Annotated in this window: 19 protein-coding genes and 1 pseudogene; 11 read left to right on the forward strand and 9 right to left on the reverse strand. The window is 55.8% G+C overall.

Features of this window, described 5'->3' with window-relative positions; all coding sequences use genetic code 11:
* The first annotated feature begins 295 nt into the window (after window positions 1–295).
* Entirely contained in the window at window positions 296–1,564 is a 1,269-nt protein-coding gene (locus tag OC597_RS18620) for a cytosine deaminase (protein WP_315292825.1), read from the forward strand.
* 67 nt (window positions 1,565–1,631) lie between these two features.
* Here the strand turns inward: OC597_RS18620 and tsgA are convergent, their stop codons facing one another.
* The 4 genes from tsgA to OC597_RS18640 all read right to left on the reverse strand — a co-directional run bounded on the left by tsgA (window position 1,632) and on the right by OC597_RS18640 (window position 5,847).
* Complete coding sequence (gene tsgA, locus OC597_RS18625; RefSeq protein ID WP_099063525.1) at window positions 1,632–2,816, reverse strand: MFS transporter TsgA; 1,185 nt, start codon at window positions 2,814–2,816, stop codon at window positions 1,632–1,634.
* Between the two features lie 312 nt (window positions 2,817–3,128).
* Window positions 3,129–4,109 carry a LacI family DNA-binding transcriptional regulator gene (locus OC597_RS18630; RefSeq protein ID WP_262209973.1) on the reverse strand — a complete coding sequence of 327 codons (981 nt, stop codon included), beginning with the start codon at window positions 4,107–4,109 and terminating at the stop codon, window positions 3,129–3,131.
* Between the two features lie 95 nt (window positions 4,110–4,204).
* Entirely contained in the window at window positions 4,205–5,512 is a 1,308-nt protein-coding gene (locus OC597_RS18635) for a 6-phospho-beta-glucosidase (RefSeq protein WP_261285796.1), read from the reverse strand.
* Window positions 5,509–5,847, reverse strand: a complete 339-nt coding sequence (locus OC597_RS18640; protein ID WP_085119980.1) for a PTS lactose/cellobiose transporter subunit IIA — start codon at window positions 5,845–5,847, stop codon at window positions 5,509–5,511. The genes OC597_RS18635 and OC597_RS18640 overlap by 4 nt, the downstream gene beginning before the upstream one ends.
* A 356-nt stretch (window positions 5,848–6,203) precedes the next feature.
* Between OC597_RS18640 and ppiA the strand changes: the two genes are divergently transcribed.
* From ppiA to argD, 6 genes are all read left to right on the forward strand, one after another.
* Complete coding sequence (gene ppiA / locus OC597_RS18645; protein ID WP_129936949.1) at window positions 6,204–6,773, forward strand: peptidylprolyl isomerase A; 570 nt, start codon at window positions 6,204–6,206, stop codon at window positions 6,771–6,773.
* 161 nt (window positions 6,774–6,934) lie between these two features.
* Window positions 6,935–8,620 (forward strand): sensor histidine kinase, encoded by a 1,686-nt coding sequence (locus OC597_RS18650; protein WP_261260143.1) that lies wholly within the window; start codon window positions 6,935–6,937, stop codon window positions 8,618–8,620.
* Window positions 8,620–9,345 carry a two-component system response regulator BtsR gene (gene btsR / locus OC597_RS18655; protein WP_099063529.1) on the forward strand — a complete coding sequence of 242 codons (726 nt, stop codon included), beginning with the start codon at window positions 8,620–8,622 and terminating at the stop codon, window positions 9,343–9,345. Before OC597_RS18650 ends, btsR begins: the two co-directional genes overlap by 1 nt.
* Window positions 9,346–9,486: 141 nt before the next feature.
* The gene (locus OC597_RS18660; protein WP_261285794.1) at window positions 9,487–11,013 is read left to right on the forward strand and encodes a helicase HerA-like domain-containing protein; all 1,527 of its coding nucleotides are present in this window, start codon (window positions 9,487–9,489) and stop codon (window positions 11,011–11,013) included.
* 98 nt (window positions 11,014–11,111) lie between these two features.
* A complete protein-coding gene (locus OC597_RS18665; RefSeq protein WP_261260140.1) occupies window positions 11,112–11,687 on the forward strand; it encodes an aminodeoxychorismate synthase component II in 576 nt (191 codons plus the stop codon).
* Window positions 11,688–11,818: 131 nt separating this feature from the next.
* Entirely contained in the window at window positions 11,819–13,036 is a 1,218-nt protein-coding gene (gene argD / locus OC597_RS18670; protein WP_261260139.1) for a bifunctional acetylornithine/succinyldiaminopimelate transaminase, read from the forward strand.
* 37 nt (window positions 13,037–13,073) lie between these two features.
* On the opposite strand, the gene OC597_RS18675 is transcribed toward argD, so the two are convergent.
* Both OC597_RS18675 and crp read right to left on the reverse strand, forming a co-directional pair.
* Entirely contained in the window at window positions 13,074–15,149 is a 2,076-nt protein-coding gene (locus OC597_RS18675; protein WP_262209962.1) for a YccS/YhfK family putative transporter, read from the reverse strand.
* A 54-nt stretch (window positions 15,150–15,203) separates the two neighbouring features.
* Window positions 15,204–15,836, reverse strand: coding sequence for a cAMP-activated global transcriptional regulator CRP (gene crp, locus OC597_RS18680; RefSeq protein ID WP_004718520.1), 633 nt, complete (start codon window positions 15,834–15,836; stop codon window positions 15,204–15,206).
* Window positions 15,837–16,215: 379 nt separating this feature from the next.
* Here crp and OC597_RS18685 point away from each other — a divergent pair, with 379 nt between their 5' ends.
* The gene (locus tag OC597_RS18685) at window positions 16,216–16,623 is read left to right on the forward strand and encodes an OsmC family protein (protein ID WP_085119790.1); all 408 of its coding nucleotides are present in this window, start codon (window positions 16,216–16,218) and stop codon (window positions 16,621–16,623) included.
* Between the two features lie 39 nt (window positions 16,624–16,662).
* Here the strand turns inward: OC597_RS18685 and OC597_RS18690 are convergent, their stop codons facing one another.
* The 3 genes from OC597_RS18690 to OC597_RS18700 all read right to left on the reverse strand — a co-directional run bounded on the left by OC597_RS18690 (window position 16,663) and on the right by OC597_RS18700 (window position 19,019).
* Window positions 16,663–17,532 (reverse strand): phosphoribulokinase, encoded by an 870-nt coding sequence (locus OC597_RS18690; protein WP_261260136.1) that lies wholly within the window; start codon window positions 17,530–17,532, stop codon window positions 16,663–16,665.
* Window positions 17,533–17,808: 276 nt separating this feature from the next.
* Complete coding sequence (locus tag OC597_RS18695) at window positions 17,809–18,042, reverse strand: YheU family protein (protein WP_085119788.1); 234 nt, start codon at window positions 18,040–18,042, stop codon at window positions 17,809–17,811.
* Complete coding sequence (locus tag OC597_RS18700; RefSeq protein WP_262209965.1) at window positions 18,039–19,019, reverse strand: hydrolase; 981 nt, start codon at window positions 19,017–19,019, stop codon at window positions 18,039–18,041. Before OC597_RS18700 ends, OC597_RS18695 begins: the two co-directional genes overlap by 4 nt.
* Before the next feature lie 118 nt (window positions 19,020–19,137).
* Between OC597_RS18700 and OC597_RS18705 the strand changes: the two genes are divergently transcribed.
* The 3 genes and pseudogenes from OC597_RS18705 (at window position 19,138) to OC597_RS18715 (ending at window position 21,138) form a co-directional block, all read left to right on the forward strand.
* Complete coding sequence (locus OC597_RS18705) at window positions 19,138–19,740, forward strand: LysE family translocator (protein WP_261285790.1); 603 nt, start codon at window positions 19,138–19,140, stop codon at window positions 19,738–19,740.
* A gap of 10 nt (window positions 19,741–19,750) precedes the next feature.
* Window positions 19,751–19,891: pseudogene (locus tag OC597_RS18710) on the forward strand (PhzF family phenazine biosynthesis protein); the annotation flags it as partial.
* 72 nt (window positions 19,892–19,963) lie between these two features.
* Window positions 19,964–21,138, forward strand: a protein-coding gene (locus OC597_RS18715) for an IS3 family transposase (RefSeq protein WP_262209966.1) whose coding sequence is annotated in 2 segments (ribosomal slippage) — window positions 19,964–20,231 and window positions 20,231–21,138 — 1,176 coding nt in all. Because the reading frame shifts where the segments join, the coding sequence is not laid out codon by codon here.
* Window positions 21,139–21,146: the final 8 nt, after the last annotated feature.

The following is a 21,146-nucleotide window of genomic DNA, read 5'->3' on the forward strand; positions in this document are numbered from 1 at the left end:
CAAAATTCTGGTTTCCTAGCGTTACCTTATTCCTCCCTGTGGGCAATTTATTGATGCAAATCAATCGCCCCTCCATATACCTCTAATGTGGTATATAGATGATTTTTATCGTTATTTGATAAGTTGCGGTTTTTATTCACCTTTAGCTGAAACGAGCCAGTTAATGCGAATTCTACCCATTCGGGAGTAATCGACGGTGGAATAAATCCTTGGCGGCTTTGTCAGTATGATCCGCTGCCAGTATGATGAATAAAACAGGCTGGAACAGCAGAGGTGAAGGGTGGCCAAGAGTCCATTGAAGTTTATCGATAACCTGCGTCTGAGCGGGCATGAAGGGCTGTGGCAACTGGCCATTGAGCAAGGCCGCATCGCCCATATCGTGCCGCAACCGGAAGGGCAGGAATGGCGCAGCGATGTGCTGGATGCGCAGGGCGGGCTGGCGATGCCGGCGTTTATTGAGCCGCATATCCATCTGGATACCACCCAAACCGCCGGACAACCGGCCTGGAACCAGTCAGGTACCCTGTTTGAAGGGATTGAGCGCTGGGCAGAGCGCAAGGCGTTGCTGACCCATGAGGACGTTAAGCAGCGCGCCTGGCAGACGCTGAAATGGCAAATCGCCAACGGCGTGCAGTACGTGCGTACCCACGTTGACGTTTCCGACCCGACCCTGACTGCGCTGCGTGCAATGCTGGAGGTGAAACAGGAAGTCGCCCCCTGGGTCACGTTGCAAATCGTCGCTTTTCCGCAGGAAGGCATTATGTCCTATCCCAACGGTGAGGCGCTGTTGGAAGAAGCGCTGCGACTTGGGGCCGACGTGGTGGGGGCCATTCCGCACTTTGAGTTTACGCGCGAGTACGGCGTGGAGTCGCTGCACAAGGCATTCGCTTTGGCGCAGAAATACGATCGGCTGGTGGATGTCCATTGCGATGAAATAGACGACGAGCAGTCGCGCTTTGTCGAAACCGTGGCGGCGCTGGCGCTGAAGCTGGATATGGGGGCCAGAGTCACCGCCAGCCACACCACGGCGATGCACTCTTACAATGGCGCTTATACGTCACGGCTGTTCCGCTTGCTGAAAATGTCCGGCATCAACTTTGTCGCCAACCCGCTGGTGAATATTCATCTGCAGGGGCGCTTCGACAGTTACCCGAAACGGCGCGGCATCACCCGGGTGAAGGAGATGCTGGAGGCGGAAATCAACGTCTGCTTTGGTCACGATGATGTGTTCGATCCCTGGTATCCGCTGGGCACCGCCAACATGCTGCAGGTACTGCATATGGGGCTACATGTGTGCCAACTGATGGGATACGGCCAGATTGATGACGGGTTGAAACTGATCACCAGCCACAGCGCGCGCACCCTGAACCTGACCGACTACGGCCTGACGGCGGGCAACAGTGCCAATCTGGTGATATTGCCTGCGGATAGCGGCTTTGATGCGGTGCGCCGACAGACGCCGGTGCGTTACTCGATACGTCAGGGAGTGGTGATTGCCGAGACCCAGCCGGCGGAAACCACGCTGTATCTGGCGCAGGATGAGAAAGTGGATTTCCGGCGTTAAGAGCGTATTTGTTAGTATAAAAAAGGGCGCCGAGGCGCCCTTTTCATATCACGATATAGACGGCAGATCAGTTGGTCACGTGGCCGTGGCTGCGGTGCTTGGTCACGAAGCCGAGCAGCAGACACATCACGAACACCGCCAGGTACAGGCCGTTGGCGGTTGTCAGCGCCGCGTGTGCGCCGCCTTTGGCTACGATCGGGCCGGTGACCACGAAGGTCAGCATGGTGCCGATGGTGCCGCAGGTCAGGATGAAGTTAACCAGTTTCGGTGAGGAAACCTTGGTCTGCAGCGAACCCAGAGTGATCAGCGTGGTGTAGATCGCGCTGGAAACGAAGCCCAGAGCCATAATGTAGTAGCCCAGGTGTTCCGGATTATCGGTGCTGACAAACAGGTACATCGCGCCGGTCGCCAAAGCGGCCAGAATAGTGACGATGCGCTGCAAATCGAAGAAGCGCAGGATAAAGCTGAATACCCACATGCCGATCATGTACGAGGTCCAGAAATCACTCACCAGCTTACCAGCCTGGCTGATATCCATCCCGAACGACTTGGTAGCGTATTCCGGCACCCACTGAATGAAGCCCAACTGGCCGAGGATATAGCACAGTGCGGCGATCGACAGGAACAGCACGCCGATACCCCATTTTTCTTTGACTACCGGCTGGCTGGCGTCGGCGCCTTTGTTGCCCAGCACCGGGAATTCGGAGAACAGGGTCAGCACAAAGATACCTACGTACAGCAGGCCGATGCAGGCATACACCCAGTACCAGCCAATCTGACGTGCCAGCAGCATCGCGGCGACAATCGGGAAGATCATCCCGGCCATGCTGAAGAAGGAGTCAGTGAACAGCAGGCGCGAACCGCGCTGGCGGCCGGCGTACATATGGGTGATCAGGAAGGTGCCTATCGACATGGTGATACCGCTGACCACGCCAAGGATAAACATGCACAACGAGAACATGGTCAGGCTTTTGCTCAGCATCAGTCCGGCAACCGCCAGCAGCATTAGCACAAAGCCAAACATCAGTTGACGTTTCAGCGGGATAATTTCCATCAGCCAGGCATTGAGGAAGATCGAAATCAAAATACCGGCGTTAAGAAAGGTAAAAGTATTGCTCATGCTGGAAACCGGCAGATTAAAGTACTCTGCAATGTTTCCCATCACCATCCCTGTGACGATAACTAAAGCACCGGTCAGCGCATAAGAAAAGTAGCTGATCCAGGTAAGCCGTAGACGGTTGCTGTCATTCATTATATAGGCCTGATTATGTCTGTTAAGATTATTCCCGTCGCCTTTCAAACCGCAGCGTTGTTACCTGCACTAACTCCCCCCACTCACTTACCTAAGTAAGCTCCAGGGGATGAGTGAGCTGGGCGCCTAGCTGCAATTTGAAATTCATAGGGTATAACGCTGGATTAAGGCCGCTGGCTTTTCCTGGCAAAAGCAGAAAAAAGTCCCGATCAGGCCACCAGGGAGCGGATCCTAGCACAGACAACGGGAGTTTTTGTGATGGCGATCTTCTTTTTGATGCAATCAATGAGAGAGTTTGAAATATTTTGTGATCTATTTTTTCACCGTCGCGATCGAGTCGCGGCTGATGACGATCGGCGCGAAGCTTACCTGCGGGGTGGCTGGGTCGATCAACAAGCGGGCGGCGTATTGCGCCATTTCGGTAATCGGGAAATGTACGCTGCTCAGTGCCGGACGAACGAAGGGCGCGCGCTCGCCACTGTCATAACAAATCAGTGATATGTCCTGCGGCACCCGCAGACGGTGTTCGTTAATCGCCAGCAGTGCGCCGATGGCCATCTCTTCGTTGCAGCAATAGATAGCCGTGGGCGTGGTTTTCATTTTTAGCAGTTGATCGGCGCAGCGATAGCCGCTTTCCAGATCGTAGAGCCCTTCGGCGCAGGCCACCGGTTTGATATGCGCCGCCTGCATTGCCTGTTCAAAACCCTGCAGTCGCAAATGGCTGGAAGGGCGGTCGCGCGGGCCGCTGATGCAGGCAATGTGGCGGTGGCCGGCATCAATCAACTGTTGTGTCGCCATGCGACTGGCGTAGGGATGATCGAAGGTGACGCAGTGCGCTTCCAGGCCGGGCACCAGACGATCGAGTAGCACAAAACGGTGTTGCTCCGTCGCTAGCTGGCGCAGTTGGTCATCGCTGAGGCAACGGACATGCAGGATCACCCCGTCGCAGCGCAGGTTGAACAACCGCTGGATCGCCTGCCATTCGTTCTCTGAACTGTTGCGCCCCTGAGTCACCAACAACTGCTTGCCGTGGGATTCGGCTTCGGTTTGCACAAAGTCCATCAGTGCACCGAAGAAGCCGCCGCGATAGGAGGTGGTGACCAATCCCAGGGTATTGCTGTGGCTGGAGGCTAACGCGCGGGCGGCCGGATTGGGTGTGTAACCCAGCTGGGCCACGGCTTTTTCGACCTTCTCGCGGGTTTGGCCTTTAACGTTGGTATCGCCATTCACAACGCGTGACACGGTGGCGCGGGACACGCCCGCCAGGGCTGCGACATCTTCCAGTGTCACCATCATCCGACTCCTGATTACGATAAAAATGGGGCCGACATATCGACCCCTGTACATTAGTTATAGCAATGTATCAGCAACCCTGGCTGGCCCGGCGGTTATTTGAACTGAGGCAGGTAAGGTGCATTCACCGCCAGCACTTCATCCAGCAGCGGTTGTGCCACATTGGCATTGCCGACCAGCGGGTTGGTGACCAAGGCCAGCAGGCCACTGCGGCGATCGCCATGCACCGCGGCTTCGATGGTCAGGCGCTCATAAGCTTTTACCTGTTGGGTCAGCGCATGCATAGAATCCGGCAGCGTGCCGAAGGTCAGCGGATGGGCACCCTGAGCATCGATGATACAGTTGGTTTCTATCACAGCGTCGTCCGGTAAACCGCGAATAGCGCCACGGTTTGCGGTATTGACGACTAATTGCGTTCCGAGATTATTATGGATCGCACGGATTAGCTCCAGCGCCACTTCTGAATAATATGATCCACCGCGGAAACTTAACTGTTCCGGTTTGCTGTCGAGATGCGGATCGGCATACAGCTCAAACAGCTCTTTCTCTACCTTCATTACCTGCTCGGCGCGGGTACCGCGTTCGGCTGCTGCGGCAATTTCCTCGGCCAGCATCTCTTTGGTTTGGTAGAAATAGCGGTGATAGGGGCAAGGGATCGCCCCTACGGCGCGCAGGAAGTCCGGCTGCCAAGGTTCTTCCTTGATGTTATTCATGGTCAGCGCCGCACCATCACACAGCATGTCGATCACCTTGGCGGTGACGTCATGGCCGTTTTGCAGCACCTGATGCACCCACACCATGTGGTTCAGCCCGGCGAACTGCAGTTGCACCTCCTGGTAAGGGCTTTTCAGCATATTGGCGATCATGTGATGCATGCTGATCGGCACGTTACACAGGCCGATGATTTTTGCTTTGGTGTAACGGGAGACCGCTTCGGTGACGATGCCTGCCGGGTTGGTGAAGTTGATGATCCAGGCGTCTGGCGCCAGTTTTTCCACTCTGCGTGCAATATCCAGCATCACCGGAATGGTGCGCAGCGCCTTGGCGAAGCCGCCAACGCCGGTAGTTTCCTGGCCTATCAAATCGTATTTCAGCCCCAGGCGCTCGTCGGCGGCGCGCGCCGGCAACTGGCCAACGCGGAACTGAGTCAGCACGAAGTTGGCGTCGCGGATAGCCTCATCCAACTCGAAGTGCACGCTGACCTTCACCTGCTCCAGCCCGTGACGTGCCAGCATGCGTTCGGTCAGTGCGGCGATGATCTCGACCTTTTCGCGGCCAGGCTCAACGTCCACCAGCGCCAGTTCGGTCACCGGCAGCTCTTCGATACGTTGGATCAAACCATCGACCAATTCTGGCGTGTAGCTGCTGCCGCCGCCAATCACGGCTATTTTCAACGATTTCATGCGCGGACCTCCAACTGGGCCTGACGGCGATAAAGCTCAATCATGTCATCCGCCAGATCCTGGATCACCATGGCGTTCATCAGATGGTCCTGGGCATGAACGGTAATCAGGTTGATGGTCAGTTTGCCGCAGCCTTCGTCCAGACCGATCAGTTGGGTCTGAATAAGATGGGCCTTTTTTACCGACTGTTTGGACTCGGCCATGTGCTTGGCTGAAGCGGTAAAGTCGCCGGCGCGTGCTTGCTGCAGCGCCATCAGCGCACTGCTACGGGCGCCACCGGAGAACACCAGCAGCTCCATGATGGTGCTTTCAAAATCGGCGCTGATTTCAGTCATCAATTCACTCACATTATTTCTCCTGTTATTGCGCGGCAGCAGTGCCGGCGGATATTCATTATTTTTGTCGTTGCGCTCAAATGAGAGCGCTCTCATTTGTCTAGAGTAACGGGAATGGGAAACGAAACCGGGAGTTGTGTCGCAAAAAGCGACGAAGGCGTAAAAAGGGCAAAAAATGCGTGATGCATTTGGCAAAAAGGTCTAAGGCGATCATACTTTTGGCAGTAAAATCCGGTGCCGACTGAGATATGTCCCACTATTACGTAAATATAGGTAAATGGCTGGCACTCGCAGGTTCAGCTCTTTAGAATCAAGGCGCTTTTCCGTTGTTTGTCTCTCAGAGAAAGGACCCGTTAATGTTCAAACGTACTTTAGTGACCTTCGTTGCGCTGTGTTCCCTGACAGCAATGGCACCCGCCGCGCTCGCCGCCGGTGAAACTCATGTCATGCTGACCACTTCAGCAGGGAATATCGAATTGGCGCTCGACAGTCAGAAGGCTCCGGTTTCCACCAAGAACTTCGTTGACTACGTGAACAGCGGCTATTACAACAACACCGTTTTCCACCGCGTGATCCCGGGCTTTATGGTTCAGGGCGGTGGCTTTACTGCAGACATGCAGCAAAAATCCACTCAGGCGCCGATCAAGAACGAAGCGGATAACGGCTTGCGCAACCTGCGCGGCACCATTTCGATGGCGCGCACCGCCGACAAAGACAGCGCCACCAGCCAGTTCTTCCTCAACGTGGCGGATAACGCCTTCCTGGATCACGGCCAGCGCGACTTCGGTTACGCGGTATTCGGCAAAGTGGTCAAAGGGATGGACGTGGTAGATAAAATCTCCCAGGCGCCGACCGGCAACGTGGGCCCGTACCAGAATGTTCCGAGCAAACCTATCGTCATCCTGTCAGCGAAAGTGCTGCCATAATGATTTTGCGCCGGCCCCAGGTGGGCCGGCTGCGTTGCTTTCCCCGGAAGCCTTGCCTGCATCACTGTTTTTTCCCCCGCCACATGCTTTAATCGCCAGCTTATAATCAGACCGGAAACCCGGCGTTTTGCATCTGTTTTCTTAAGGGATGAGCTGCTGCCATGTTCGAATTTAGCCAGGTGCTGTTGCTGTTGCAGCAGATGTGCGTTTACCTTGTCATTGCTTATTTACTGAGCAAAACCCCGCTGTTCATTCCGCTGACGCAGGTGACCATCCGTCTACCGCACAAGCTGCTGTGCTACGTCATTTTCTCGGTGTTCTGCATCATGGGCACCTATTTCGGTCTGCATGTCGAAGGCTCAATTGCTAACACCCGTGCTATCGGTGCGGTGTTAGGCGGCCTGCTGGGCGGGCCTTCGGTGGGGCTGTTGGTGGGGCTGACCGGCGGCCTGCACCGTTATACCCTGGGGGGCATGACCGATATCGCCTGTGCGGTTTCAACCGTGGCAGAAGGGCTGGTAGGCGGGTTGGTGCATAGCATTGCCATGCGTCACCGGCGTATCGACTTGCTGTTTAATCCGTTGTTTGTTGCCGGGGTCGCGCTGGTGACCGAAGTGCTGCAAATGGTGATTATCCTGGCGATTGCGCGCCCATTCGACGAGGCGCTGCGGCTGGTGGAACACATCGCTTTGCCGATGTTGATCGCCAATACGGTGGGGGCCGCAATGTTCATGCAAATCCTGCTGGATCGGCGAGCGATGTTCGAAAAATACACCGGTGCGTTTTCCGCCAAGGCGCTGAAAATTGCCGAACGTACCGAAGGGATCCTGCGACAAGGATTTGATCAGGAAAACAGCATGAAGGTGGCGCGAGTGATTTATCAGGAACTGGGTATTGGCGCCGTAGCCATAACCGACCGCGATAAACTGCTGGCGTTTATCGGCATCGGTGACGACCACCACCTGCCGGGCACGCCGATCTCATCAAAGCACTCGCACCGCGCGATCGACAATAACGAAGTGGTTTACGCTGACGGCAATGAGCATTCCTACTGCTGCTCGATTAACTCCAGTTGCAAACTGGGCTCGACGCTGGTGATCCCGCTGCGCGGTGAGAATCAGCGGGTGATCGGCACCATCAAGTTGTATGAGCCGAAGAGCCGGTTGTTCAGCACCATCAACCGTACGCTGGGTGAAGGTATCGCCAGCCTGTTATCCGCACAGATTATGGCCGGCCAGTATGAGCGCCATAAGCAACTGCTGGCGCAGTCAGAAATCAAATTACTGCATGCGCAGGTCAATCCCCACTTCCTGTTTAACGCCCTGAATACGCTGGTGGCGGTGATCCGACGTGACGGCGACCGGGCCTGTGAGTTAGTGCAAAACCTTTCGACCTTTTTCCGTAAGAACCTCAAGCGTTCCGGCGATGAAGTTAGCCTGGCGGACGAGCTCGAACACGTGAATGCCTACCTGCAAATTGAACTGGCGCGTTTTGCCGATCGGCTGGAGGTGGTCGTTGCGTTACCGCAAGAGTTGTTGGCAGTACGGTTGCCGGCATTTTCACTGCAGCCGATTGTTGAGAATGCCATCAAGCATGGCACTTCGCAGTTGCTGGGCGTGGGGCGGATTGATATTGGCGCACGGCTTGAAGGCGGCTGTCTGTTGCTACAGGTCACCGACAATGCCGGATTATTCCAATCGCAGCCGAACAACAGTGGACTGGGGATGAATCTGGTGGATAAACGTATTCGCGTGCGTTACGGCGACGCCTATGGGGTACAGGTGGCCTGCGAGCCGCAAGCATTCACTCGCATTACGATCAATGTCCCGTTGGCGAGGGCTGCCTGATGTTAAACGTACTGATTGTCGATGACGAACCTTCCGCGCGCGATAACCTGCGGCATTTACTGGAGGCTGAAGAAGGCATCTCTATTGTCGGCGAATGCGCCAATGCGATAGAGGCCATCAGCGGGATCCATCGTTTGCAGCCGGACGTGGTGTTTTTGGATATCCAGATGCCGCGTATCACCGGGCTGGAGATGGTCGGCATGCTCGATCCCAACCGTATGCCGCATATTGTGTTTCTGACCGCCTATGATGAATACGCGGTGCAGGCCTTTGAAGAGCATGCGTTTGACTACTTGCTGAAACCGGCGGAACCGAAGCGGCTGAGCAAAACGCTGCAGCGCCTGCAGCAGCAACGCGAGCCGCAGAATATCGCCGCGCTGGACGAAAGCGCCGGCTACCTGAAATACATTCCCTGCACCGGCCACAGCCGCATCTATTTGCTGCGCTTTGATGAGGTGGTGGCCATCCGTTCACGGCTGAGTGGCGTGTTCGTGGTCCGCAATGACGGCATGGAGTGCTTTACCGAGCTGACACTGCGTACGCTGGAAATGCGAACGCCGCTGGTGCGTTGTCACCGACAATACTTGGTTAACCTGGAGCTGGTGCGCGAGATCCGCTTTGATGACGGTGGCGCGGCGGAAATGATCATGCCGGTCGGCGAACCGGTGCCGGTCAGCCGTCGTTACCTGAAAGCGCTAAAAGAAGAGCTGGGGCTGCGTGGTTAGGGCGATTCTGAAAGTATTGGCTTTTGCGGGCGTCTTGATGACGCCCTTTTTGTTTGTCCTTGACGGGGTTACGCCACGCTTATAGCTTTATTGACATCAACTGGCGCTTTTCGCGCCACGTCAGCGTCCAAGGAAAAGAAAATGAGTGAAGCACGGATTATTGCCAAAGCGATGAAAGACGGGAAACCGGAACAGGATCTGGTGATCTTGCCCGCGTTGGCCAACCGCCATGGACTGATCACCGGCGCGACCGGGACCGGTAAAACCGTGACGCTGCAAAAAATGGCTGAGCAATTCTCGCGTATCGGCATTCCGGTATTTTTGTCCGACGTGAAAGGTGACCTGTCGGGGATTGGCGCCGAAGCCGTGCCCTCCGAAAAACTGCAGGCGCGCCTGACGGCGATTGGCGTCACCGACTGGCAGCCGCAGGCCTGTACCCTTATTCCGTGGGATATCTACGGTGAGAAGGGCCACCCGATCCGCGCCACCGTGTCTGACCTGGGCCCGCTGCTGCTGGGCCGCTTGCTGGATCTGAACGAGGTACAAAGCGGCGTGCTGCAGTTGGTGTTCAAAATTGCCGACGATAATGCGCTGCTGCTGTTGGATATGAAAGATCTGCGCGCCATGGTGCAGTACGTGGGCGACAACGCCAAGCAGTTCCAGACCCAATACGGCAATATTTCTTCGGCTTCGGTGGGCGCTATCCAGCGTGGGCTGCTGACGCTGGAAGAGCAGGGTGCCAACCAGTTCTTCGGCGAGCCGATGCTCGACATCAATGACCTGATGAAAACCGACGCCAACGGCCACGGTATTATTAACCTGCTGGCGGCGGACAAGCTGATTAACCAGCCGAAGCTGTATTCGGTGTTCCTGCTGTGGCTGCTGGCCGAGCTGTTTGAACACCTGCCTGAGGTGGGTGACCCGGAACAGCCGAAGTTGGTGTTCTTCTTCGATGAGGCGCACCTGTTGTTCAACGATGCACCGGCGGCACTGCTGACCAAAATCGAGCAGGTAGTGCGCCTGATCCGCTCCAAAGGCGTCGGCATCTATTTTGTGACCCAGAACCCGCTGGATATCCCGGACAGCGTGCTGGGCCAATTAGGTAACCGTGTACAGCATGCGTTGCGTGCCTTTACCCCTCGCGATCAGAAAGCGGTGAAAGCCGCGGCGCAAACCATGCGTGCCAACCCGGCCTTCGACGCCGAAACGGCGATCACCGAACTGGGCGTGGGTGAGGCGCTGGTGTCGTTCCTGGATGAAAAAGGGCGACCTAACGTGGTGGAGCGAGCGATGGTGATCGCACCGGAATCCAAAATGGGCATGCTGGGGGCGGAAGGGCTGAACAGTGCGATCAATAAATCGCCGCTGTATGGTCGCTATGAGGATATGGTCGACCGCGAGTCCGCTTATGAGAAGTTGTCGTCGGCAGGGTTTGCTACCGTCGGCACGCCGCAACCGGGTCAGCCGGCACAGCAACCGCAGGCACAGCAGCCGGCGGGTGGTGGTTTGATGGGGGGCCTGAACGATATCCTGTTCGGTTCTACCGGCCCACGTGGCGGCAAGCATGACGGCATCGTCCAGACCGCGGCCAAGAGCATGGCGCGTGACCTTGGCCGCCAGATCCTGCGCGGCGTGCTGGGCTCGATTATGGGTGGCCGCAAAAAGTAAGCTGAAATTATCGCTGGCGGCAGTGTTGTAGGGGCGTTGTATAATGCGCCGGTGTCAATCGGGGCGAACCCCTTACAATGCTGTCCGTTGGAACCCTTATGCTGCTGTTGATCGATAACTACGACTCATTTACCTATAACCTTTACCAGTACTTCTGCCAATTAGGCGCCGAAGTGCTGGTGAAGCGTAACGACGAATTGCAACTGGCCGATATCGAAAGGCTGGCACCGCAGCGTCTGGTGATCTCTCCGGGCCCCTGTACCCCAAATGAAGCCGGTATCTCGCTGGCAGCTATTCGGCATTTTGCCGGCAAGCTGCCGATCCTCGGCGTTTGCCTGGGGCATCAGGCACTGGGACAGGCCTTTGGCGCCAACGTCGTGCGCGCCCGTGAGGTGATGCACGGCAAGACCTCGGCGATCCGCCATCTCGACAGCGGCGTTTTTCACGGGTTGAATAATCCGTTGACCGTCACCCGCTACCACTCGCTGGTGCTTGAAGCCGCTACCTTGCCGGACTGTTTTGAAGTGACCGCCTGGAGCGAGCGCGACGGCGTACACGATGAGATTATGGGCATTCGCCACCGTCAACTGGCGCTGGAAGGGGTACAGTTCCATCCGGAGAGCATCCTCAGTGAGCAGGGTCATCAGTTGTTGGATAATTTCCTTAAAAGTTAGTTGGTTAGGTTTTTTTTAACCGCGAAGACGATTTGCGTTTGCCCTTTATTGGTTTTTTATGCATATTTTGTGATTATATTTTCACTCAATCGCAACAAAAAGACTGAGTCACATTCAGGGTGGACCCTATAATGACCGAAAAGCTCGAAGTCAACCGCAGCACCTTTGATCAGGTTATCTTGCCTGTTTATGCACCTGCCCAGTTTGTCCCGGTCAGGGGCAAAGGCAGCCGCGTGTGGGACCAGCAGGGGAAAGAGTACATCGATTTCTCTGGCGGCATTGCGGTGACGGCGTTGGGGCATTGCCACCCGGCCCTGGTTGAGGCATTGAAACAGCAGGGCGAAACCCTGTGGCATACCAGCAACGTTTTCACCAACGAACCGGCGCTGCGTCTGGCCACCAAGTTGATCAACGCCACCTTTGCCGACCGGGTGTTTTTCGCCAACTCCGGTGCGGAAGCCAATGAAGCGGCCTTCAAACTGGCACGCCATTACGCGATTACCCGTCACAGCCCGTACAAAACCAAAATCATCGCTTTTTATAACGCTTTCCACGGCCGCACGCTGTTCACCGTCTCGGTGGGCGGGCAGGCCAAGTATTCTGATGGTTTTGGGCCCAAGCCGGCCGACATCGTGCACGTGCCGTTCAACGATCTGGCGGCGGTGAAGGCGGTGATGGACGACCATACCTGTGCGGTGGTGATGGAGCCGATCCAGGGGGAAGGGGGCATTACCCCGGTCAATGCCGAATTCCTCAAGGGCGTGCGTGAACTGTGCGACAAGCATCAGGCGCTGCTGGTGTTCGATGAAGTGCAAAGCGGCATGGGGCGCAGTGGCAAGTTGTTCGCCTACATGCACTATGGCGTGACGCCGGACATCCTCACCACCGCCAAAGCGCTCGGCGGCGGTTTCCCGGTTAGCGCCATGCTGACTACCGAAGAGATTGCTTCGGCGATGCAGGTGGGCACCCATGGCACCACTTATGGCGGTAATCCGCTGGCCTGCGCGGTGGCGGAGGCGGCACTGGACGTGATCAATACGCCGGAAGTGCTGAGTGGTATTGAGTTACGTCATGGGCTGTACGTGCAGGCGTTAAAGAAAATTGGCGAGCAGTACGGCATTTTCAGCGACATTCGCGGCATGGGCCTGTTGATTGGCGCCGAACTGACGGCCCCGTACCACGGTAAGGCGCGTGATTTCCTGACGGCGGCTGCTGCACGTGGGCTGATGATCCTTAACGCCGGGCCAAATGTGATCCGCTTTGCGCCTTCGCTGGTGGTGGAAATCCAGGATATCGACCAAGGTATGGCGCTGTTTGAATTGGCGGTGCAGGACGTGATTAACGCTTAATTTTTTGCATCGATAACCGGGGCGCCACAGGGCGCTCTTATTGATCGCGCAGTTTGCGTTTCAGCCAGATACCATGATGCGGGCGTTGGCTCCAGGCCAATGACGAGATGGTATGCATTACGCTCAGGTGCGACAGAATACGCCGCAGGTGGCGCTCCATTTCGGTCACCGGCATATCCGGGTGCAAATCCGGCGGCTGCATAATGCCGTTGCCACTGCTCGGCCCGTCGTATTCCAGCCGCTGCTGACAGCTCTGCAGCGCGATCTCACAAGATTGCAGATACTCCTCCGCCAGTTTTGGCGTCAGCATATAGTGCTCGCGCGCCAGGATGGTCATCGCGTTCAGATGTTCGACAATAAACTGGCTGTGCGTCACCCACAGGCGCATATCCGCCAGATAGTTTGATTCAAACCCCGGCTCCTGCATCGCCTGATTCAGCGAGGTGAATAACGCATTGTGCGCCTGATTGACCTGCATGCGGGCATAGGCCAGTGCGCTGGGGTCGGGTTCCTGTTCTTCCAGCAGCAAACGCAGCGCCTGCTGATCGTTCTCCAGCGCCTGATGGGCGTTCTTGCGCAGCAGCCCGCTTTGCCACTGTGGCCACAGCCAGATGGTGCTGCCGAATACCAGCACGCAGCCAATCAGGGTGTCGATCAGCCGTGGTACCAGGAAATTGGTGCCGTTTAGCGCCAGCAATTGCAGGGTGTATACCGCCGTCACCGTAAAGCCAATCACCGCTAGCCCATAGTTTTTACGCGATACCAGATAGGCCAGCAGCGTGATCACCAGCATTACGCTTAGGGTCTCGGCTTCAGGCAGTTGTAATTGCAGCAGACCGGCGGCGATCACCAGCCCGGCCAGGGTACCGAGCGCACGGTGCTGGATGCGTACCCGGGTGGCGTTGTAGCCGTTCTGGCTCACCAGCATGATGGTCAGCAGGATCCAGTAGGGCTTCGGCAGGTTGAAAATCATTCCCAGACTGCTGCCCGCCGCCAGCGTGACGCCCAGCCGTGCCGCATTGCGCAGGGCGTTGGACTTGAACGACAGATAACTGACCAGCGCGGGCCAAAACGGCAGGCGGTTTTGGTTGGCCATCAGATCGCGGCGATAGAGCGGGTGCTGGGTACGCAGCAGACGAGCGATGCGGCTGAAGTGGTAGTAGCAGAACTGGCCAACCGGGTTGTCCGGGTGCTGCACTGCGATTTTTTCCAATGCCGCCAGCTCATGGTCCATTTTGAAGCGCTGAGAATGCTGATGGTAGAGAATATCGTGCGCCACCGTGCGTAGTCGGCCGGCAATCACCTGCGCGTTGCGGCGTATAATCGCTTCGGCCTGGCTCTGCTCCACCAGTTTTTGGACTTCTTCCGGCAGATGCAGGCTGACGGTGATGTGTTCCTGTAAATCCAGCGCGACCTGAAAGGTACGTTGCAGGCGTTTTTGCTCAAGGTTATCGGCGTGCGGCAAAAAATTAAGCTGCTGATACAGCAGGGTGATCAGATCCATCACCTTTTGCTGGCGTACCAACAATGGCGGGAGCGCGGTTTGCGGATCGGTATGCTGGGTCAGTAGCGAGTATTTGGCTTCGAAGTAGTCTGCCAGCTCCAGATAGAGCTGATTGAGTGACTCGCGCATCGGCTGCTCTTTCCACAACTTGAACCAGAACCAGGTGAACAGCCCGTACCAGGCCGTGCCGACCACGTATAACAGCGGTGCGTGCCAAAGCGGGACTCTGCCGACCATGCTGAGAGAGAAGATGGCGGCCACCAGTGCGGCAGGCAGCAGGCGAGCGTGTAACGGGCTGATTTCACCGCTGACGCCGAGCAACAGGGCCAGGCCGAGCATCATTAACGGCAGCGGCAACTGCCAAAGCAGGGCTTGCTGCAGCAACAGGCTGCTGAAGGCAAACAGGGAACCGCCGACGATCAGGCGTTTGAAGAAGCGTTTGTGGGGTGTGTCCAGCCCGGCGATGTTACAGCAGGCGGGGACCAGGGAAAATAACAGGCCGTATTGCAGTTGGCCAATCAGCAGGCCAAGCAGTACCGGCAGGCAAAGCACCAGCGTTTGCCGCAGTGCGTAATTGACTTCCGGGTGGTAAATCAGTCGGCGCCACATGATGATTCAGGGCATAAAAAAACGGCGCGAGTTATCGCGCCGTTTTTTCAGTAATTAACGCGTGCCGTAAACGACAATAGTTTTGCCGTGGGCGGAGATCAGGTTTTGATCTTCCAGCATTTTCAGAATACGACCAACGGTTTCACGTGAACAACCGACGATCTGGCCAATTTCCTGGCGAGTAATTTTAATCTGCATACCATCCGGGTGGGTCATGGCATCAGGCTGTTTCGCCAGGTTCAGCAGGGTTTGCGCGATGCGGCCCGTCACGTCCAGGAAAGCAAGGTTACCCACTTTCTCAGAGGTGATCTGCAGACGGTTTGCCATCTGCGCTGACAGGCGCATCAGGATGTCCGGGTTAACCTGAATCAACTGGCGGAATTTCTTATAGGAAATTTCAGCCACTTCACAGGCGGTTTTCGCCCTAACCCAGGCGCTACGCTCCTGACCTTCCTCAAATAATCCAAGCTCGCCGATGAAATCCCCCTGGTTAAGGTAGGACAGGATCATCTCTTTACCTTCTTCATCCTTAATCAGCACCGCGACGGAGCCTTTGACGATGTAGTAAAGCGTTTCGGCCTTTTCACCTTGGTGAATCAGCGTACTTTTGGATGGATATTTGTGGATATGGCAATGAGACAGGAACCATTCGAGAGTAGGGTCTGTTTGCGGTTTGCCGAGAACCATTCGCTGTTATCCTCTGTTGTTATCGCTGCCTTGTGTCACAGGGGTCAGAGTTCCCTGTAAAACGTGCTGTCGCCGTTTTTTTAATGGTGGCTATCAGCAGGTTTTGAGGCGTGTCATAAATATACGCTGTCGCCCTAGCATATTAACTTGCCGGGAGAGCTGCAAGCTACATTCTGTTAACATACCGGTAAAGGAGCCTTTCCCTGGGAGTTTCCCTGAAATCAGTGTCCCGGAAAGATTTATTGCGGCTCTGTTTGTAGCACAGAGTGAGGCGGGTGTCTTGTGTTGTCTCGCTTCAGCATGATTAGCATCAGGTTCCGTTGCCAGTTTCTATGCGAAAGCGTAGTCTGATTTTAAGAAATTAACCGGAGTGACCAGTATGCAGGCAAGAGTTAAGTGGGTGGAAGGGCTGACGTTTCTGGGTGAATCCGCGTCTGGCCATCAGGTGTTGATGGACGGTAACGCCGGTGATAAAGCCCCGAGCCCGATGGAAATGGTGCTGATGTCGGTGGGAGGCTGCAGCGCGATAGATGTGGTGTCGATCCTGCAAAAAGGACGTAACGATGTGCGCGACTGCGAGGTGAAATTGACCTCCGAACGGCGTGAAGAAGCGCCACGCTTGTTCACCCATATCAACCTGCATTTTATCGTCACCGGTAAAGATTTAAGTGACAAGATTGTTGAGCGGGCGGTGAATCTTTCCGCCGAGAAGTACTGCTCGGTCTCGCTGATGTTGAGTCAGGCGGCCAGCGTGACCCACAGCTTTGAAATCCGCGCAGTGTCCTGACGGATAGAGGGGCGCGGCCTGTCGCCGCGCTCCGGTAAGTTACTCGATTTTTTTGCCTTCCAGCAGTCGCTGCACCAGCGGCGCCATAATCAGCTCCATCGCCAGCCCCATTTTACCTCCCGGCACCACCAGCGTATTGATATGCGAGATAAAAGATCCCTGCAGCATGGCCAGCAAGTAAGGGAAGTCGATCTGGTCCAGACCGCGGAAGTGGATCACCACAAAGCTCTCGTCCAGCGAGGGGATCGCCTTGGCGGCAAACGGGTTGGAGGTATCTACCGTTGGCACCCGTTGGAAGTTGATGTGGGTGCGGGAGAACTGCGGCGTGATGTAGTTGATGTAGTCCTCCATCGAACGGACCACCGAGTCCATCACCGCTTCGCGGGAGTGGCCGCGTTCACCGGTATCGCGGATCAGCTTCTGGATCCACTCCAGGTTAACGATAGGCACCACGCCGACCAATAAATCGACATGTTTGGCCACGTCGTTGTGTTCGGTCACTACGCCGCCGTGCAACCCTTCATAGAACAGCACGTCGGTCGGTGCCGGTAAGGCTTCCCACGGCGTAAAGGTGCCGGGGACCTGGTTATAGGGCACCGCTTCATCGTAGGTATGCAGATATTTGCGAGAACGGCCGGTGCCGTTGGTGCCGTACTCACTAAAGCTTTGTTGCAGCAGGCCGAAGTCGTTGGCCTCAGGGCCGAAATAGCTGATATGACGGCCGAGATCGCGCGCTTTGCGGATTGCCGCGTCCATTTCCGGCCGGGTATAGCGGTGGAAACTGTCGCCTTCCAGCTCTGCGGCACGGATGTTCAGCTGCTGAAAGATTTTACGGAACGCCACGCTGGTGGTGGTAGTGCCGGCGCCGCTGGAGCCGGTCACTGCGATAACGGGATGTTTGGCGGACATGGTGGTGGGTCACTCCGTGTTAAATGCGCAGGCGTCAGATAAAATTATACCCGTCATCTTTCAAGCTGCAGCGTTGTTACCTGCACTCGCTCACCCCGGTTACTTACTCGAGTAAGCGCCCGGGGATGAGCGAGTTGGGCGCCTAGCTGCAGCTTGAAAGCTATAGGCTATATTGGTGTGTTTGACGCCCTTTCGCCAAGGGCAAAATTCCGCGCGTTGGTTTGCAATCCCTCATTGTTACCTGATTTTTTCCGTCAGTCATAGAACCGAACGGCACTAAATTTCTTCTTGTCCGGCGCGGAACTGTCCTCGTGGCATGATGTTGATGGTCTCATGAAGTTCTGACCACACCAGCAGCACCTCGCCGCTTTTCAACTGGCGGCGCACGTCTTCTACCTTCTGTTCCAGCGAGCGCTCGTGCTCGCCGTAGTCGGTCCCTTCGCGCAGCACAAAGGACTCGATCAGGCCGTTCAGGGTTTCAGCTTCCAGTTCTTTCCAGGGGATAATCACTTGGTTGTTTCCAGATAAGGGGCAAGCCAGGATGGAATACGGTATTCCAGCCACATATGGGGTTTTTTCAATGTGCCGCCGACAAAGCCGACGTGGCCGCCAAACTCGGTCAGCTGATACTCAATGTTGTGCGGCAGCTTGGCGACCTCGGGGATCACTTCGTCGGTCATAAAAGGATCGTCCTTGGCATGGATGATCAACAACGGCGTTTGGATCGATGGTAACAGCGGCAGGGCGCTGCAGCGGCGGTAATAATCGGTGGCGTCGCTGAAACCGTGGATGCGTGAGGTAATGGCATCGTCAAAGTCGCGGATCCGCCGCAACGCCTTGAGCTGCGGTAGTTTCAGCGGCAGGGTGTCAGGATAGTGCAGCAGTTTGCGGGTGGCGTTTTGTTTTAACTGGCCGAGCAGATAGTGCTGATAAACCCGCGAGAAGCCCTGATCCATCCGCCATGAGCAGGGTTCCAGCATCAGTGGCGCAGAGACCACCACCGCCGCCTGCAGCAGGCTGTCGGTGCCCTGTTGCGCCAGATAGCAGGCCAGCATGTTGCCGCCGAGCGAGACACCTACGGCGGCGGTTGGCGCTTCCCCGTAGGTGATACGCAGCCATTGCAGGAAGAAGCGCGCGTCTTCCGTTTCGCCGGAATGATAGATGCGTTGCTTACGGTTCGGCACGCCGCTGCAGCCGCGAAAATGCATCACCACCCCGAGCCAGCCTTTTTCGCGCCAGGCGCTGAGCTGGCCATGGGCATAGGGGCTGTAGAAGTTACCTTCCAGGCCGTGGAACAGCACCACCCGCGGCTTGTCGGTAGCCTGAGTCGGGTCTTCGCTCCAGGCGAGATCGACAAAGTCGCCGTCGGGCAACTCCAGCCGTTGCCAATGAGGTTTCAGCTGTACACGCCGGCGCACCAGCCGTGGCAGCAGTGTCTGCAGATGGGGATTACTGGCCCCGGTCAGCGGGCGAAAGGATTCATGCATAGCTTGAGTAAAAATCTTTTTGGCAACTATTGTGGGATGATTAGTGCGCTGTTAGCTTCACTACCCTGAGTTAACAATAATACTGCAAAAATCCCCCTGGGTGAGGAGCACCCGCCTGATGGAAGCGAGTTTATTTCTTTCGATGTTAGGCTTTCTGTGGGTTGCCGCGATCACCCCCGGCCCCAACAATATGTTATTGACCACTTCCGGCGCCAACTTTGGCTTTATGCGTTCACTGCTGCTGATGATGGGCATCATGCTCGGCATGCAAAGCATTTTGCTGCTGGTGGCGTTCGGTGTTGGCAGCCTGATTCTGGTTTATCCGGCGCTGCATCTGGTGCTGAAAATTCTCGGCAGCCTGTACCTGCTGTGGCTGGCGTGGAAAGTGGCCACCGCCGCCTATGAAAAGCTGGAAACCGACGTGGCACCGCCCAAACCGATACGGCTGTATCAGGGCTGGCTGCTGCAATTCCTTAACCCCAAGGCCTGGCTGATGGCGCTGGGGGCGGTGGCAAGCTTTAGCCTGGCAGGCGATAAATACAACAGCTCGATTCTGGCGATCTCGCTGGGTATTTTCGTGGTGAACATGGTTGCCGGCGTGATTTGGCTGGGATTTGGCACGGTGATTGGCCGCCTGCTGCGCAGCAAAAAAGCCTGGATCATCTTTAACGTTTCTATGGGGCTGCTCACCGCGGCCTGTGTGTTACTCATCTGGCATTAAGGAGTTGCGGATGGCAGAAAATTACTTCCACATTGCGGCCTTCACCGGCGAAGGATTTCGTGGCAACCCGGCCGGTGTCTGCCTGCTGAAACAGCCACTGTCGACTGCCGAGATGCAGGCCATCGCCAATGAGCTGAGCCTGCCGGAAACTGTAGTGGCACACTGAATTTGGCCACCTGAATAGAGGTGATATCATCGCCTCATAGTCAAAAAAGGTGACATTATGACCGGACGTAACAGACGTAATTTTAGCCCCGAGTTTCGCCTCGAAGCTGCCCAGCTTGTACTCGATCAGCATTACACCGTTGCCGCCGCTGCTACAGCAATGAATGTCGGCAAATCCACGATGGATAAGTGGGTTCGGCAGTTGAAAGAAGGACGAGGAGGGAAATCATCCGTAGCGTCCCCCATGACACCGGAGCAGATTGAAATACGCGAGCTGAAGAAAAGACTTCAACGCGTTGAAATGGAAAGGGATATATTAAAAAAGGCTACCGCGCTCTTGATGTCAGACTCCCTGAACAGTTCTCATTAGTTGAGAAACTCAGGGCGCGGTTTCCTGTTGCCGTTATGTGCAACGTGTTTGGGGTTCATCGCAGCAGTTATAAATACTGGCGGCAGCCAAAAAAGCCCGATGCCACGCGAGTGACATTACTCAGTCTTGTTCGTGAAAGTTATCGCGAAAGTAACGGCTCCGCAGGCGCACGTAATATTGCAGCAATGGTCACGAACAAAGGTGTAAAACTTAGCCGCTGGCGAGCATCAAAACTGATGAAAGAGCTTCGTCTCATCAGCTGTCAGCAGCCAGGTCATCGATATAAAAAGGCGTCTAAGGAACACGTTGAGATCCCCAATTATCTGGAACGCCAGTTTGCTGTAACTGAGCCTAATCAGGTCTGGTGCGGTGATGTGACTTATATCTGGACGGGTAAACGCTGGGCTTATTTGGCCGTAGTGCTTGATCTGTTTTCCCGTAAACCAGTTGGCTGGGCTATGTCATTTTTCCCGGATTCTGCGTTGACAGCTAAAGCGCTGTCAATGGCCTGGGAAGCGCGAGGAAAGCCGACTAATTTACTGTATCACTCGGATCAAGGCAGCCACTATACCAGCAGGAATTTCAGGCAGTTACTGTGGCGGTATCAGATAAAGCAAAGCCTGAGTCGCCGGGGGAATTGCTGGGATAATAGCCCAATGGAACGGTTCTTCAGAAGCCTGAAAACAGAGTGGGTGCCGGATAATGGCTACGTGAATTTTAGCGAAGCCAGCACGGCAATAACGAATTACATCACAGGGTATTACAGCCAGCTCAGACCTCATCAATATAATGGTGGTTTGACGCCGAATGAATCAGAACGATTGTTCTGGAAAAACTCTAAAGCCGTGGCCAGTTTTGCTTGACCACTACA

Origin of the sequence: Serratia proteamaculans (assembly GCF_946227095.1) — a bacterium.
GTDB lineage: Bacteria > Pseudomonadota > Gammaproteobacteria > Enterobacterales > Enterobacteriaceae > Serratia > Serratia proteamaculans_E.